The sequence below is a fragment of the Betaproteobacteria bacterium genome, from assembly GCA_016720855.1.
Classification (GTDB): domain Bacteria; phylum Pseudomonadota; class Gammaproteobacteria; order Burkholderiales; family Usitatibacteraceae; genus FEB-7.
Window position 1 is genome coordinate 480,907 of the sequence record JADKJU010000003.1, and the last position, 13,807, is coordinate 494,713.

The window sequence follows — 13,807 nt, forward strand, 5'->3', positions numbered from 1 at the left end:
CATGGGACCCGACCGCCTCCCCCCGCTTCCCGACGCAAGCCTCAGCCCCGCGCAGCAGCGCGCAGCAGCGGAGCTCGCGAGCGGACCGCGGGGGGCGGTGTTCGGTCCGTTCGTCCCCCTGCTGCGCAGCCCCGATCTGCTCTCGCCCCTGCAGAAGGCCGGCGAGTACCTGCGGTACAAGAGCGCGCTCCCGCCCAGGCTTTCGGAATTCGCGATCCTCATCGTGGCCCGCCGCTGGAACCAGCAGTTCGAATGGCACATCCACGCGCCTATCGCCGAACGCGCCGGCGTTGCGGCCGCGCATGTCCGCGCGGTGGCCCAGGGCCAGCGCCCCGACGACATGGCCCCCGACGAGGCCGTCGTGCACGACTTCCTGCAGGAGCTGCATGACAACCTCGGCGTCAGCGACACGACCTACGGCCGCGCCGTGGAGCACTTCGGGGAACGCGGGGTGGTCGATCTCTGCGGCCTGTGCGGCTACTACTCCACCCTCGCGATGGTGATGAACGTCGCGCGCACGCCGCTGCCCGACGGCGTCCCCCCGCCCTTCGAGACGTAGGCGTCAACGGCCATGCACGGTCGCCGCCGCTTCCTGGGAGCCGCTCTCGCCACCCTGGCGTCCGGCTCCTCGCTCGTCCATTCGGCGCCGCAGGCAGGCCGCCCTGTGCGCGATTTCGACGCGCTCTGGCGCGAGATCGACGAGAAGTACGCCTATCTCGAGCGCGGTCAGGACTGGCGCTCCGCCAGCGCGCGATGGCGCCCGCGGGCCGCGGCCTCCCGCTCGCGCGACGAACTCCTCGCCGCCCTCGAGGGAGCGATCGCGGAGCTGAACGACGAGCACGTGACGCTCGACGCACACCTTCCCGGCTCGGCGCGGCCGGTGCCCACCGCCACCGACGTCTGGGGCGAGTGGATCGGGCCGGAGGCGGTGATCTCCGCGGTCCGCGCGGGCAGCGTGGCCGATGTGGCGGGCGCCGTGCCGGGCATGCGCGTGATCTCGATCGGGAAGGCGCCCGTCGATGTCGCGGTGAACGCGCTGCTGCGACGCGGCCGCCAGACCGATTTGCGGGCGCGGGACTGGGCCCTGCGCCGCCTGCTCGCGGGACCCTGGGCGGGCAAGGTCGCCGTCGATGCGACGATCACGGGCCGCGCGTCCCGCCTCGAGATCGACCGCCTCGACATACCGCCGGTCGGCACGCCGCCGCTCATCGCGCGCCGCATCGGCGAGGACCGCAACCTGGGCTACCTGCGCGTGAAGAACAACCTGGGCGAGGCGACCCTCGTCGCGCATTTCGACGCGGCATTGCTGCAGATGCGCGGAACGCGAGGCCTGATCCTCGACCTGCGCGAGACGCAGGCCGGCGGTTCCCCCGCCGTCGCCCGTGCGCTGCTCGGGCGTTTCGTGACCACCGAATCACCCTGGATCGTGCGCGCCCCGCGCTCCGTGAAGCGGGGTGCGGACACTGCACCCGAGCGGGTTGCGCCCCGCGGACCCTACACGTACTCCGCGCGCACCCTGGTGCTCGTGGACCGCTGGACCGCCGGCGAAGGCGAGTCGCTGGCCATCGGGCTCGAGGCGGCCGCCAGGGCCACGCTGGTGGGCACCGCGATGGCGGGCTTGCGCGGCGACACCCGGGAACTGAGGCTGCCGGAATCGGGCATCGTCCTTCGCTACCCCGCGGCCCGCGTCTTCCACATCAACGGCACACCCCGGGAGGTCGCGCGCCCGCAGGTGACGGTGGACATCGTCAAGCCGAACGGCGGGCCCGGCGACCCCATCCTCTACCAGGCGCTCAAGCTCCTGGAGGCAAGCGCCCCCGCCTAGCCGCCTTCTCGCGCACGCGCTCGTCGAAGCGCGCGAGATTCACCACCACGCGCTCGTGCGTGCCCTCCCCGATCAGGTCTTGCTCGTCTTCCGCGCGGACGTGAAAGCGGATGGTGCGCCCCTCGACACCGACGACTTCCGCGGTGGCCCGGACGCGCATGCCCACGGGTGTCGCGGCCACGTGCGTCACGTCCAGGTGCGTGCCCAGGCTCTGGTGCTCCTCCGGCAGCGATTGCTCGACCGCGGCGAGCGCGGCCGCCTCGAAGAGATTGATCATCACCGGCGTGGCGAGGACGCGGATGCGCCCGCTGCCCACGCGCGGCGCCGTGTGCTGCTCGCCGACCACCAGCTCGGCGGTGCCGGTGAGACCTACCGGCAGGTTCAGCTGCAAGGCCATGGACTGGGAAATCCCGTTTCCCGGGAATCGGGAGGTTGCGCCATTATCTTGAACTTGGGCCCTGCTGTCGCCATATAACTCCCATGATCGATGCCACCCTTGCCACTTTCGAACGCGACGTGCTCGAAGCCTCGCGCGATGCGCCCGTTGTCGTCGATTTCTGGGCGCCCTGGTGCGGCCCCTGCCGCGCGCTGGGCCCTCTCCTCGAAAAACTGGAGCGCGAGTCCGGGGGGCGCTGGAAGCTCGTCAAGGTGAACTCCGACGAGAACGCCGAACTTTCCGCCCAGTTCGGCGTGCGCTCGATTCCCTTCGTCGTCGCCTTCGTGGATGGCCGGCCGGTGTCCCAATTCCTCGGGGCGCAGCCCGAAGGCACGATCCGCGCCTTCCTCGACAAGCTGGTGCCGGACCCGAGCGAGCTCGAGCTGCGCCATGCGCGCGCCGCGCTGGCGAGCGGCCAGGCATCCCTCGCCGAGGATCACCTGCGCAACGCGATCGCGCTGGACCCGTCGAACGACGCCGCGCGCCTGGACATGGTCGCCATCCTGATGGATCGCCGCGATCTCGCCGGCGCACGCGTACTGTGGCCGCTCCTTTCGCCCAAGGCCCCGCAGGCCTCCGCTTACGCCACGGTGCTGGCGCGCCTCGAAGCCGCGGAACGAGCGGCCACGCTGCCGGCCGCCGGTGATCTCGAGCGCCGCATCGAGGCCGATCCCGGTGATCTCGGTGCGCGCCTCGACCTGGCCGAGGTGCGCATCGCCAACCGCGAATTCGGCCCCGCCCTCGAGCAATTGCTCGAGATCGTCAGGCGTGATCGCGCGTTCGGCGACGATGTGGGCCGCCGCAAGATACTGGCCGTGTTCGAGATGGCCGCGGATCAACCCGACCTCGTGGCCGATTACCGGCGCCGTCTCTCCGCGACGCTCTACTAGGGTCGCGCGGCCGCGCCCGGAGCGCCACGACCCTGGCGGTATCATGCGGACATGACCGGCCGCTCCGTCTGCGTGGTACCCGCCCGACTCGAGCGCACGCCCGAAGGCGTGCCCTACGCGCCGCAATTCCAGGACATCTACCATTCGGCCGAGGGCGGGCTCGCCCAGGCCCGCCAGGTTTTTCTCGCGGGCAACCGGTTGCCCGAGCGATGGCGCGGGCGCGACTCGTTCACCATCCTCGAGACCGGCTTCGGGCTCGGGCTCAACTTCCTGGCCGCCTGGGATGCGCTGCGCGCCGATCCCCTCGGCCCGGCGCGGCTGCATTTCGTCTCCGTCGAAAGGCATCCGTTCGCTCCCGGCGACCTGGCGGCGGCCCTGGAGCCGTTCGAGGAGTTGCGCCCGCTCACGACCGCGCTGCTGGCCGTATGGCCGCTCCCGCTGGCCGGGTTCCACCGCCTGGCGTTCGACGGCGGACGCGTGCACCTCACGCTCATGGCCGGGGATGCGCGCGCGCTGCTGCCCCAGCTTGAGGCCAGCGCCGATGCGCTGTTCCTCGATGGTTTCTCGCCCGCGAAGAATCCGGAGATGTGGTCGCCGGAAGTGGTGCGCGAGCTGGCGCGGCTTGCCGCCCCGGGGGCCACGCTGGCGACCTGGACGGTGGCCGGCGGGGTTCGCGCAGCGCTTGCGGGAGCGGGGTTTCACGTCGAGAAGCGCGAGGGGTTCGGCCCGAAGCGGGAGATGCTCGTCGGCACCCGGGACGGCGAATCCGCGCCGACGCCACCCACGCAACGGCGGGCCGTCATCGTGGGCGCCGGACTCGCCGGCACGATGTGCGCCGAGCGACTCGCCTCGCGCGGCTGGGAGACCTGGCTCATCGACACCCGCGAGAAGCGCCCTGTCGAGACCGCGGGACTGGTGCGCCCCATTGCCAACCTCCGCGATGCCGTCAATGCGCAAGTCTCGCGACCCGCCTTCCTGTTCGCCCTGCAATTCTTCCGCGCGCTGCAGCACGACGGCTATCACCTCGTGTGGAACCGCTGCGGCGTGCTGCAACTGGCCGACGGAGACGACGAGGCGGCGCGCATGGCGGCGATCGTCGAGGCGCAGTGCCATCCGCCGGATTTCCTGCGCTACGTGGACGCGGCCGAGGCGCGCGCGATCGCCGGCCGGCCGGTTCGCGGTCCGGGATGGTGGATGCCTTCGGGTGCGTGGATCTCGCCCGGCAGCCTTGCCATCGCGCTCCTCGCCAGGGCGGGCGGGCGCGTGCGCCGACTCATCGGCCGGTCCGTGGAGCGACTCGAGCGCGAGGGCGCCGAGTGGCGGGCCATCGACGCCGACGGCGCGGTCATCGCCGAGGCGCCCACGCTCATCGTCGCCAACGCCTTCGATGCAAAGCGCCTGCTACCCGAGGCCCGCCTCACGCTTTCGCGCGTGCGTGGCCAGGTGACGTTCGTGCCGCCCTCGGCCACGCGCGTGCTCGACGTCGTCGTGAGCGGAAGCGGCTATATCTCGCCCCTGCCGGACGGCGGGCACGTGGCCGGTGCCACCTACCAGCATGACGACGCCGGCGAGGACATCCGCGTCGCCGACCATCGCGACAATCTCGCCCGCCTCGATAAGATGCTCCCCGGCTTTGCGGGCGACCTCGACCCCGCGAGCCTTTCGGGACTCACCGGCTTTCGCGCGACCGTGCCGGACCGGCTGCCGATCTTCGGCGCAACCCTGGTCCCGGGCATCTGGACGGCCACCGGGCTGGGCTCGCGCGGCCTGCTGTGGGCGCCGATCGGCGCCGAACTCATCGCCTCGCGTCTCGAAGGTGAACCATCACCCCTGCCGCGCGACCTGGCGGGCGCGATATCGCCGCGCCGGTTCCTGTCCTAGTCCCGGGGGCGCGGGACAGAACCCTAGCTTCCGGACCGCTCCCGTCGCGGCCCCGGCGAAACAACGCGGCAATCAGCGCCTCGGCCTGACACGCGCACCGTCGGCCAGGTCATTGCCCGGATACAGGACGACTTCGTCGTTCGCCGCCGCGCCGGCCACGATCTCGGCTTCGCGCGCCCCGAGCAGGCCGACCTCCACGACACGGGCCGCGAGCCGGCCTCCGGACACCACGAAGACGTTCCACTTCCCGTCGCGGCGGAAGAGCGCCCCCACCGGCACGCGCAGCGTGTCGGCCTTCTCCGCGACGACGATGCGCGCGTCCACGCGATAGGCGTCGCCGATGCCGGGCGGCACGGCCTTGAAGTCGGCGATGACGTTCACGCGCTGCTCCTCGACGCCGAGCGCCGAGATCTTCTTGAAGGCCGCCGGCTCCACCAGGCGCACGACGGCCTCGACCGCGTCGGTTCCGCCCCAGCCGGTGATGAGCATGCGCATGCCGGGCTTCACGCGCACCGCATCGTTGGACAGCACGTCGACCACGATCTCGAGCGCCTTCGGGTCGCCCACGGTGACGAGCACGGTGCCCGGTTGCACCACGCGCTCGCTTCTTTCCGCGACCCGCAGCACGCGCCCGCTCACCGGGGACGCGACCCGCAAGATGGGCGCCTTCTCGCGCACGGCGATGAGCGTCGCCCGCGCGGCCTCGACATCCGCCGCCGCCGCCACCGCGCGCGAGCGTGCCGCCAGGAGGTCCACCGCCTTCATCTTGGCCGCCGCGTCCGCCTGTTCCAGCGCCTGCTCGGACATGAACTTGCGCGCCACGAGGTCGGCCACGCGCACGCGCTCGCGCTCGGCCTGCGCGGCGTCGGTTTCTGCCCGGCGCACCCGTTCGCCGGCCTCCCGCCCGAGCGCACGCGCCGACTCGAGCTTCGCCTCGAGCATGTCGCGATCCGCCGCCGAGATGGGCAGCGGCGCGATTTCAGCCACCACCTCCCCGGCCTTGACCGTGTCGCCGTCGCGCAGGGTGACTCGCAGCAGCCGCCCGGCCACCGGGGCGGCCACGCCGAAGCGATCGATCGCGCGCGTCTCGCCATCCTCCTCGATCGTGACCTGCACCGGCCCGCGCGCCACTCGCGTTGTCTCGACGGGGCGCGGCTCCGGCCAGGCCCACCACGCAAGAAGCGCGGCCACCGCAAGCGCCGCGCCCGAATAGCCGATCGTTCTCCTCGAGACGTTCATGGACTTCTCCGCATCATTCGCGCGCTTTCAGGGCCGCCACGAGATCCATTTTCCGCAGCCGCCACGCGACGGCCCCGCCCGATGCGGCCGCTGCGACTGCCACCGCCGTCATCGCCCCGACGAGATTGGCGCCGGTCATCACGTAGGGCATCCGCCACATCTGCGTGGACAGCATCCAGATGAAGTAGAGCGTGAGCGCGATGCCCAGCGCAAGCCCCGCGGGCAGCCCCACGCCCGTGATCACGCCCTGCTCCCCGAGCAGGAGGGAGGCGGTCTCGCGCTGGGTAAAGCCCAGGACCCGCAGCGTGGCCAGCTCGTAGCCGCGCTCCGACAGCGCGATGCGCGCGCCGTTGTAGACGAGCCCGACCGCGATGATCCATGCGAACACGAGGTTCATGGTGATCATGATGCCGACGCTGCGGTCGATCATGGCGGAAAACTGCGCGTAGGCGGCCTCGCGCAGGTTCGCGCCCGCCACCTCCGGCATCGACTTGAGCTCGGCGAAGACGCGGGCCCGCTCGTTCGCGTCGATGCGCAGGTACGCGCCGGTCAGCACGTCGCCCTCGCCCATGAGCCGGTTGGCCGTCGCTCGCGACACGTAGGCGGCATAACCGATCGGCTCGTCCACGATACCCATGACGAGCATCGCCACGCGCGCGCGCCTGCCTTCCATCACCTCGACCTCGATCGTGTCGCCGGCGCGCACCTCGAGGGTCTTCGCGAAGATGGCCGTGAGCAGGACGCCCTCGGGAGGGATCGCCCAGGCCGTGCCGTTGCCGTCGACGACCCGCCGCAGGGAAGGGTTTTCCTCGAGTCCGAAGAGCACCCCGCGCTTCATGCGGTAGCCACTGTGCATCCGGGCCGGGGCCAGGCGGAAGGGTTCCACCTCCATCACGCCGCGCAGGGACCTGAACGCGTCGAGGGCCGGGCGCGCGCGCGGTTCCGTGAGCAGCACCTGCACGTCCTCGCGCTGCACGGTCGTGAATTGCCACGCCATGAGGTAGCGCACGCCGTCGAGCATCGCGGACATCATCACGAGGAGCGACACGGCGATGGCGATCCCGGTCACGTTGGCCGCGAAGCGCAGGGGGCGCCTCGCGAGGTTGCGGATCAGCATCCGGCCCGCCGGACGAAGGTTGCGCCGCAGCCCCCAGCGTTCGAGGACGCCGGCGTGAAAGCGCGGTGGCGGCTCGGGGTGCATCGACTCCGCCGGCGCCAGCCGCGCACCGCGAAGCGCGGCGGGAACGGCGCCCAACACCGCGGCGGCGACGGCCAGCGCGACTCCCGCCGCGGCGACGGATGCCTGCTGGTTGCCGGCGTACAGGGGGAAGAAGTAGTACTCGGCATAAAGGGCGAGCATGTGGCGCGCGAAGGGCAACCCGGACGCCACGCCGAGCGCCGCGCCGAAGAGCGAGATCACGAGCGCGAGCTTGAGGTAATGCAGCGCGATCTCGGCGCCGGAGTAGCCGAAGGCCTTCAGGAGCCCCACCTGCGAGCGCTGCATCTGCACGAGGCGCGTGAGGATCGTATAGAGCAGGAAGGCGGCGACCATCAGGAATATGGTCGGCGTGATCCGCGCCATCGTGCGGTTCTGCGCGATCTCGTCCGACAGGAACCGGTGCGAGAGCTGGTCCTCGCGGTCGTAGGCGCCCACGCCGCCGTAGGGGCCGAGCACGGCATCCATCTCGTTCAGCACCGCGCGCACCGAAGCGCCGGGGGCCACGCGCGCCGTGACGTCGTTGAACGCGCCCTCCATGTCGTAGGCCTTCTCGAGCCCCCGGCGGTCCATCCACAGGATGCCGTAGCGCCGGTTGTCCGGGACCAGTTGCCCGGGGCCCAGCGCGTAGATGAACTCCGGGGAGATCGCCACGCCGCACACGCGTAGCGCCTGGAACTTGCCGTTGATCACGCCACGGATCGAGTCGCCCGGCTTCAGGTCATTGGCCAGCGCGAACGCCTCGCTTGCCAGCACCTCGTCCTGGCTGCCCGCCGCCGGCATCCGCCCGCGGCGCAGGTGCAGCGCGTTGAGCCCGCCGTCGGCCGCGCGCGAGATGGAAACGATTCGGCCACGCGCCGGCTCCGCGAGCCCGGGCACGTCGAGGTTCACGCGGGCCACCACGCGCGTCTCCAGCGCCGCCACGCCCGGAATTCGCGCGAGTGCCGCGGCGACCGACTGCGGCGCGCGCACCGCGCCCGCGAACACATCGGCGAAGCGATACTCCTCGTAGAAGGCAGCCTGCGAGGCCGCGAGCGTGCGGTTGACGGATGACAGCGACACGAAGGAGTTGATGCCACCCGCCACGACCAGCGCGCAGGCGAGGATCTGGCCGCGGATGTGCCAGGCGTCGCGCAGGATCTTGCGGTCGAGTGCCGGGATCCTCACCACACGAGCTCCGAGGCCGGCAACCGCTTCGCATTGGCCGTGAGTTCGATGATTCGGCCGCTCGACATGCGGATCACGCGGTCGCCCATCGCGGCGATGGAGGCGTTGTGCGTGATGACGGCGGTGATGGTGCCCATCTCGCGGTTCACGCGCTCGAGGACCTCGAGCACCAGGCGCCCCGTTTCCACGTCCAGCGCGCCGGTGGGCTCGTCGCACAGCAGCACGTCCGGCCTCTTCGCCACGGCGCGCGCGATGGCCACGCGCTGCTGTTCGCCGCCGGAAAGCTGGGCGGGAAAGTGGTCCGCCCGCTCGGCAAGCCCGACGAGCGCGAGGGCCTCGCGGGGATCCATCGGCTTCGAGGCGATGTCCGTGACGAGCGCCACGTTTTCCGCGGCCGTGAGGCTGGGGATGAGGTTGTAGAACTGGAAGACGAAGCCCACGTGCTCGCGGCGGAAGGCGGTCATGCGCTCGTCGCCGCCCTCGGAGAGCGAATGGGCCAGGTAGCTGACCTCGCCCGTGGTCGGCACGTCGAGGCCGCCGAGCAGGTTGAGGAGCGTCGACTTGCCGCTGCCCGAGGGGCCGAGCAGCACGATGAACTCCCCGGGGAAGAGATCCAGGGACACATCGCGAAGCGCAACCACTTCCAGGTCTCCCACGTGGTAGACCTTGGACACGTCACGCATGCGGAAGACGGCTGCGGACACTATCCCTCTCAAGGCGAACCGCGATCGATTCAGGATGCTACGCTACGAGGCCACGCTGACTGATCCCGATCAAGGCCGCCCGGTTCGCTCCACGTCAGTTCGGCGAACGCCGCAGCGCGCGGTCCAGGTTGATTTCGACGATCTCGTTGTCCGGGTCCAGCCGGCTTGCCGCGCGCAGCGCGCGTTCCGCCTGCTCCCAGCAGCCGGCCTCGATGCAGGCCGCCCCCAGGTTGTTCAGGACGCGCAGCTTGGGGGGCGAATCGCGTTCAGCCGCCTCCCAGAGGGTCACCTCGCTGCGGTATTCCCGGTTTCGATCCGCGCTCAGGAGCGCCAGCACGCCCAGCAGAAGCACGGTGAGCGCCTGCCCCGCGATGCGCTCGGATCGCGCTGCCGACGAAACCAGCGGGACCAGGATCGCGCCGACGAGCCAGCCCAGGCTCCACACGGCCGCGTAGGCGTGGCGCTCCGCGACAAGGTCGTGGCGGATCGGCAGCACGTAGACCGGCAGGAGCCACAGGGCCGCCCAGGCGAGCGCCACCAGCGCCATCGGCCGGCGCCGACGTGCGCGCAGGGCAAGCGTGGCGGCGAGCAGGAGTCCGGCCGCCAGGATGAACGCCTGGGGCCAACTGGCCGCAACCGGCGTGGGGTCGATGTTCGGGGCGCACACCAGCGCCGCGACGCACCCCAGGTAACCCAGCGCGGTGGCCATCGCGGGCTCGTGAAGGCGGGCCGCAAGGATGCGCGCGGAAAGCTCGAGCAACGGGCCGTAGCGCGGGTGGCTCGCCATCCAGGCAAGGAACGCGACGCAGCCGACGGCCACCAGGCTCGCCAGGCCGATGAGCAGGCGCCGGCGCGCGCGCGGGTCGGCGTCCGGCCGAACCCGCAGCCATTCGACCAGCAGGAACACGAGGGGCATCGCGGCAGCCACTTCACGGCTTCCGCAGGCGATCGCCCAGGCCGCCAGGCCACCGATCGCGCACGCCACGCGCCGGGCGCCGCGCGCTTCGCGCGCATCGAACCAGCACAGCAGCGCGAGCACCGAGGCCAGCGTCGCAAGCGAAGCCGAGCGTGCCGAGAGATAGCTCACCGCCTCGGTCGACAGCGGGTGGAGCGCGAAGACCGCGGCCGCCAGCCAGGCGTGCGCGCTGCGCGATGACGGTTCGCGCCACGGTTCCAGCATTTCGCTCACCCGCGACCCGAAGAGAAAGAAGGCGAGCGTGGCGGCCAGGTGAATGGCGAGGTTTCCGATGCGATGTCCGGTCGGAAGATCACCCACGACATGCCCGAGAGCGCCGGTCAGCACGAAGCTCGCCTTGAGCAAGGGGCGGACATGCGTGCCGAGGTTCTCCCACCACGCGGCGAGCGAACGCGCCCCGGGATCGGTCGCCACGGTGACGTAGTCGTCGAACTGGAACGGCCCCGCGATTCCCGGAAGATAGGCGAGCACGGTGAGCACGCACACGCCGGCGAGGGCGGCGCGGATACCCGGTGTCACCGGCTTCGTGGGTGATGCGCCAGGCATGGCCCGCCCGCGAGCCGCGGACTAGCGATGCTTACACTGGGAGTCCTGCCGATCCGGACGCGGTTTCGGCGGCGGGCATGGCTCGATCGTGGGGATGCGCGGCGGTCCCGGCGGCTCGGCCGGCAACCCCCGGCACGGCGGCTTGTTGCGCGAAAGACGCGTGAGTTCGTCGCGAACGTGGTTCATCTCGGTGTAGTAAGCCGTGCGTTCCTCGTTGAGGAGATCGACCATCGTCGTGCCCTCGCGGAAGTCGGTGAAGAGCCCGCGCAGGGAAGCGAAGAAGCCTTCCTTGTCCCTGTCGTTTCCCCACTGCTTGCATACCGTCACGTGAATGCTTTCGTGGGCCGTGAGGACCTCCTTGAGACACGACGTGGAATCCCCCCTTGTAGGTGATCTGGCAGGCGTTGTTGGTGTCGGCCGTCGGGCGGTGCGCGGCCGAGTCGGTGACCGAGTTGATCGCCTCCTGCACGCACGGCTGGACGTGCTCCTTGTAGCGCGCCACCGTGTACATCACCGGATCGCCGGTCTTGTTCTCCTGGGCGCGAATCATCGAGATCTGCCTGGTGTACTCCGCGCCCGCCGCGCGCGCCTCGCACAGCCGGTTGCGCAGGTCGGTGACATCGGCGCAGTCGCACGCCGATCCCAGCGCCCGTGCCGGACCCGCGGCCGCGGCGACCAGGACCAGGGCAATGAACGCCAATCGGTGAATCGTCGGCATCTGCATTTCCACTCCGTTCGGCCGGAAGGTTGGATCAATAGAGCTTGTCATCGGATGCCGGCTGCCCCTGGGACGCCGGCGCGGCCGGCTTCGCGCTTGCGGGATCGAGCGACGCCGCCTCGACCTTTTCACGCGCGCCGCCCGGGCGGACCCGCAACATCAGCCCGATGGGACGCATGCCGTTGTCGGGCGCCTCGCGCCAGTCCCCGGCCAGCACCTCGCCGTCGGGACTGCGGCGCACGCCCCACCCCAGCACGATCGGCCCCCAGAGCCGGCCCTGGTAGACGGTGCCGTCGGGCATCGTGATCTTGCCCGGCCCCATCGCGCGGCCCCCGGAGAACGTGGCTTCGACGCGGCGCCCGTCGCGGTAGACGCGCACTCCCGGGCCATAGAGGTAGCCGCTGTAGAACTGCCCTTCCATCCGTTCCCCGCTGGGCCACACCTTGCTGCCCTTGCCGTGCAGCCGACCCTCGACGAAGGTGCCTTCGGTGCGCGTGCAATCGCTCGAGACCGCCACGCCTTCGCCTTGAGCGGGCGCCGCCTGATAGGTGCACCCCTGGCCCGGTGCGGCAGGGGTCGGCAGCGCGACCGGCGCGGGCGCCGCGCGGCGGTGCAGAAACTGGTAGGTGCCTGCTCCCAGCGCGGCCAGCAGCAGCGGCACGCCGATCAGGACGCTCCAGAATTTCCCCATCGTCCCGCCCGCGAGCGACCGCGTTTCGGCGAGCGACGAGTCGAGCGCCGACTCCGCCTGCGCGCGGCTGCGGTCGATCGACGCGACGCCCTCGATCGCCTCGACGAGCGCGGGGTCCCGGACGGCGGAATCGTAAAGCGCCGTCCCGAGATCGAGGAAAGTCCCGGCGCGATCCTTCTGCACGGCGCTTGCCTGCTGCGACGCACCCTGCGTTTCCGACTGCACCCGGCGCAGGTTGGTGTCGATGTGGGCGATGGCCGCCTTCTGTTCCGCATCGATGGCGGCGATCTCCGCGGCGTGCTTCTGGCTTTCGGCGGCGAGGCTGCTCTCCTGCGTCGCGTGCGCCGGCAGCTCCGCGCGCGATGCCGCCAGCTTCGCACCCAGTTCGTTCTGCTCGGCGGCGAGCGTCGCGCGCTCGGACTGCAGGGTGGCGAGCTTTTGCTGCGCGTCGGCCGCTGCGCCAGCCCCCGGGGAGGCGATATCGCGATCCAGCACGGCGAGCCTGCCGGCGATCGCCGCCAGTCGCGATTCCCCCTGCCTGATCGCCTGCTCGCATGCGCTCTTGCGGGACCGCGCCTCGCGCAGCGCCGCATCCACGGGACTCTTCTTCGTTTCAACCGCCTTTCGGCCGGCGGCAAACTTCTCGAGCTCGGTGCTCCGCTCGCGCTCGAGGCCTTCCTTCTCCTGACCGAGCTTGTTGGCCGTCTCCGAAATCTCGCCGACGCGGGTGTCGAGGCCGGCGAGCCGGTCGCGAAGGCCGGCGAACGCGGCGAGGTCGATCTTGGTTTCCCACGCCTGCCGGCCGAGGGCGGTGAGGGCGACGGCGCGATCCGCTTCCTGCTGCCGTATCGTGCGGCGCGTCTTCGAACGGACCAGCTTGCGGCCCATCTCGCGATAGCCTTCGGCGAGGAAGTGGCCGCGGCCGGAATCGCCTGTCTTCTGCTTGTCTGTCACTTCGTGGTCCCTTCCCGCTGGGGCGGATTTCCGCCGCGTCAGTAGTCGCCGCCCTCCCTCAAGCGGTCGATGAGGTCGTTCGTGACGACGGCACCCCGCTTGGGGAAAGGGCGGAATCCGAACACGGTTCGAGGCAAGTCGGTCGGCAGCGATTCGGCCGTAGAGCCCAGGGTAGCGCGTGCCAGCTCCGAAATGACCTCCCCGACCGTCTTGCCTTCGCTTCGCGCGCGTTCCCTGGCGGCGCGAAGGACATCGTCGGCGATATCGAGGGGGGTCCTCATCCTATTTCGCCAGTTCGCGGTACACGCTGCCGAACTCCTCGAGACTGGCGGCGAACGAACCCATCACATGGCGGCGCGGGCTGTCCGTCTGCTGGCCGTCCATGCAATCGTTCAGGGCTTCGCCCAGCGCCTCGGGCGCTGCCTTGGAGGAGAACCTATCGTTGGTAGTCATGGCCATGGCGTGCTCCATCATGGCTCTTCTTGATGATTCATGAAAGGGCGGAACGATCGAGGGGGCCACTCCGCCCGGGCCCAGCTCCCATACGGGAATGGCGCTGAAGCG

The 13,807-nt window shown here is 70.8% G+C and carries 13 protein-coding genes; 4 read left to right on the forward strand and 9 right to left on the reverse strand.

Annotation, left to right across the window (positions count from 1 at the left end; translation table 11 throughout):
• Position 1: 1 nt before the first annotated feature.
• A complete protein-coding gene (locus IPP91_15905) occupies positions 2 to 559 on the forward strand; it encodes a carboxymuconolactone decarboxylase family protein (GenBank protein MBL0143547.1) in 558 nt (185 codons plus the stop codon).
• A gap of 12 nt (positions 560 to 571) precedes the next feature.
• Positions 572 to 1,825 (forward strand): hypothetical protein, encoded by a 1,254-nt coding sequence (locus IPP91_15910; GenBank protein MBL0143548.1) that lies wholly within the window; start codon positions 572 to 574, stop codon positions 1,823 to 1,825.
• Here the strand turns inward: IPP91_15910 and IPP91_15915 are convergent.
• On the reverse strand, positions 1,794 to 2,222 hold the full coding sequence (locus tag IPP91_15915) for a thioesterase family protein (protein ID MBL0143549.1): 429 nt from the start codon (positions 2,220 to 2,222) through the stop codon (positions 1,794 to 1,796). The two genes, IPP91_15910 and IPP91_15915, sit on opposite strands and share 32 nt — an antisense overlap.
• An 86-nt stretch (positions 2,223 to 2,308) precedes the next feature.
• On the opposite strand from IPP91_15915, the gene IPP91_15920 reads away from it, so the two are divergent.
• The gene (locus IPP91_15920; protein MBL0143550.1) at positions 2,309 to 3,151 is read left to right on the forward strand and encodes a tetratricopeptide repeat protein; all 843 of its coding nucleotides are present in this window, start codon (positions 2,309 to 2,311) and stop codon (positions 3,149 to 3,151) included.
• Positions 3,152 to 3,202: 51 nt separating this feature from the next.
• Positions 3,203 to 5,032, forward strand: coding sequence for a bifunctional tRNA (5-methylaminomethyl-2-thiouridine)(34)-methyltransferase MnmD/FAD-dependent 5-carboxymethylaminomethyl-2-thiouridine(34) oxidoreductase MnmC (gene mnmC, locus IPP91_15925; protein ID MBL0143551.1), 1,830 nt, complete (start codon positions 3,203 to 3,205; stop codon positions 5,030 to 5,032).
• A 72-nt stretch (positions 5,033 to 5,104) separates the two neighbouring features.
• On the opposite strand, the gene IPP91_15930 is transcribed toward mnmC, so the two are convergent.
• The 8 genes from IPP91_15930 to IPP91_15965 all read right to left on the reverse strand — a co-directional run bounded on the left by IPP91_15930 (position 5,105) and on the right by IPP91_15965 (position 13,702).
• Positions 5,105 to 6,271, reverse strand: coding sequence for an efflux RND transporter periplasmic adaptor subunit (locus IPP91_15930; GenBank protein ID MBL0143552.1), 1,167 nt, complete (start codon positions 6,269 to 6,271; stop codon positions 5,105 to 5,107).
• Positions 6,272 to 6,284: 13 nt separating this feature from the next.
• Positions 6,285 to 8,654 (reverse strand): FtsX-like permease family protein, encoded by a 2,370-nt coding sequence (locus IPP91_15935; protein ID MBL0143553.1) that lies wholly within the window; start codon positions 8,652 to 8,654, stop codon positions 6,285 to 6,287.
• Entirely contained in the window at positions 8,651 to 9,337 is a 687-nt protein-coding gene (locus tag IPP91_15940; protein ID MBL0143554.1) for an ABC transporter ATP-binding protein, read from the reverse strand. The genes IPP91_15935 and IPP91_15940 overlap by 4 nt, the downstream gene beginning before the upstream one ends.
• A gap of 115 nt (positions 9,338 to 9,452) precedes the next feature.
• The gene (locus tag IPP91_15945) at positions 9,453 to 10,880 is read right to left on the reverse strand and encodes a tetratricopeptide repeat protein (GenBank protein ID MBL0143555.1); all 1,428 of its coding nucleotides are present in this window, start codon (positions 10,878 to 10,880) and stop codon (positions 9,453 to 9,455) included.
• Positions 10,881 to 10,901: 21 nt separating this feature from the next.
• A complete protein-coding gene (locus tag IPP91_15950) occupies positions 10,902 to 11,207 on the reverse strand; it encodes a hypothetical protein (GenBank protein ID MBL0143556.1) in 306 nt (101 codons plus the stop codon).
• A gap of 425 nt (positions 11,208 to 11,632) precedes the next feature.
• Entirely contained in the window at positions 11,633 to 13,243 is a 1,611-nt protein-coding gene (locus IPP91_15955) for a hypothetical protein (GenBank protein ID MBL0143557.1), read from the reverse strand.
• A 38-nt stretch (positions 13,244 to 13,281) separates the two neighbouring features.
• Positions 13,282 to 13,524: a hypothetical protein gene (locus tag IPP91_15960; GenBank protein ID MBL0143558.1), complete on the reverse strand. Its 243-nt coding sequence runs from the start codon at positions 13,522 to 13,524 to the stop codon at positions 13,282 to 13,284.
• A 1-nt stretch (position 13,525) separates the two neighbouring features.
• Entirely contained in the window at positions 13,526 to 13,702 is a 177-nt protein-coding gene (locus tag IPP91_15965) for a hypothetical protein (GenBank protein ID MBL0143559.1), read from the reverse strand.
• Positions 13,703 to 13,807: the final 105 nt, after the last annotated feature.